This window comes from Vibrio sp. 10N.261.52.A1, assembly GCF_002876325.1.
GTDB classification, from domain to species: Bacteria; Pseudomonadota; Gammaproteobacteria; order Enterobacterales; family Vibrionaceae; genus Vibrio; species Vibrio chagasii.
Genome location: NZ_MCYD01000111.1, coordinates 1 through 1,660 on the forward strand (window position 1 = coordinate 1; position 1,660 = coordinate 1,660).

Annotated in this window: 2 protein-coding genes; both read right to left on the reverse strand. The window is 43.4% G+C overall.

Translation table 11 applies throughout. The annotated features are described in order from the left end of the window. Window positions 1-206: 206 nt before the first annotated feature. Entirely contained in the window at window positions 207-710 is a 504-nt protein-coding gene (locus BCT81_RS01425) for an ABC-type transport auxiliary lipoprotein family protein (protein WP_102423051.1), read from the reverse strand. Continuing rightward, window positions 710-1,660: MlaD family protein (locus tag BCT81_RS01430; protein ID WP_133152485.1), on the reverse strand; the 951-nt coding region annotated here is incomplete at its 5' end. The genes BCT81_RS01430 and BCT81_RS01425, both read right to left, overlap by 1 nt.

A 1,660-nucleotide genomic window follows, 5' to 3' on the forward strand; every position in this document is an offset into this window, starting at 1 on the left:
TACGCATACTGTATTCTAACGATCGATAAAATAGAGCTACTTAGCAATAAGCATGTTATTGCATTTATTAATAAGTATGGATAATTTTCAACAAGCGTAAATTATAAGAAAGCCACTGTATCAACGGTGGCTTTCTCATATTCTCATTAATTTGATTCGAGGTTCTCAAGTTAATATCGGCAACGTCCTAGATATTCTTCTGATAATCACGGCAATTGCGACTGAATATCTGCAAGCACCTCATCCAGCCCCTCCCCTAAAGCTTCGACAAGCGAATCATACCCCGACTCTTTTAATGGCGTATTAGATTCAAATTCCGCTCGTGCTAATTCCACGTCTTGCTCGCTCAAGACCCAAGTTCCTTTTACTTCTGCATTGCCAGTGTAAGAACCATTGAACTGCTCGAAAGTAATAATCAACTCTTTATCCGACTCCCCTGATGCATCGGAAGAGTCAATACGCTCTTCAAGTAACCCTTCTAGATTCTCAGCCCAAACATGTTTACGCGCAGAAACCAGTTCATTTTCAGACTTGCGATACGCAATGCCGATGGTGTCGAGATAATCAGGTAAGTCGACTCGAGTTTTTACCTTGAATATGGGCTTATCTAGCGTACTTTCTGGTAGAAGATAAGCATGAGTGCCATCAGTGGGAGAAGAGCACCCAAAAAGCCCGAACGATACAATCAGTGATATAAATAGTTTTCTCATTATTCCACTCCCTTAACTGGAATCGGGTCTTCTTCTACATCGCTACCAAACACCAACGCATTGGGTTTGTCGTTTAATACTTTGATCAACGGGCGGAGTTCTTTCAGCACATGCTCTAACTCTTCAGACGCACTAATGAGCTGTTTATAAGCATCTGAGTCTTCATCATAGCTATCTAACGTCACCTCAAGCTGCTTCATGGTTTCACTGATATCTTGTGGCAAGGCTTTCGCGCCCTCGCTATCAAGCAGTTCATCCATGCTCTTCAAGGTACTGTCTAACGAAGCCAGTGAACCATTTAGGTTAGCGATAGTGGCATCCAGTGGAAGCTCATTGATCTTATCAAGGAAGTCGGTGATCTGTTTTTGAATTTCCGTTAAGCCACCAGCGACGACAGGGAATACTTGATAACCATCAAATTCTCTTGGTTCATAAGGCTCTTCGTCTTCATAAAAGTTAATATCGACAAACAGTGCCCCGGTGAGAAGGTTACCTGTTTTTAAGGTCGCTCTTAGCCCCTCTCCCATCTGCAATTTGACCCGTTCAGCAAAGGTTTTTGCATTCACTTGCCTGAAGACTTCAGAAACTCGCTCAATTTCGAGTTTAATAAGGATAGGAATACGGTTCGAAACCTTGCCATCTTTGTCCATACGTATCTGCAACGGCACCGTATCGACCGTACCTATTCGCACACCACGATATTCCACAGGTGCGCCTTTTCTCAAGCCACGAACCGACTCTTCAAACAACAACACATAATCAAGCGAGGTCGTGTATTTGCCCTGCAATACGGCGTCGTAATTGTCATACAGCGTGTACTCTTTTAGGTTCTCTTTGATTTGGGCGCCCGGTTTAATGCTCTCGGCCACATCGAAACTTACGCCGCCAGTCAGAATACTCTCAATCGAGGCAAAGTTGACATCTAAGCCATTAGCACCAAATCTGACATC

Excerpts from the sequence above, each read along its gene's own strand:
- BCT81_RS01425 (WP_102423051.1), bottom strand. The coding sequence starts at position 710 with ATGAGAAAACTATTTATATCACTGATTGTATCGTTCGGGCTTTTTGGG.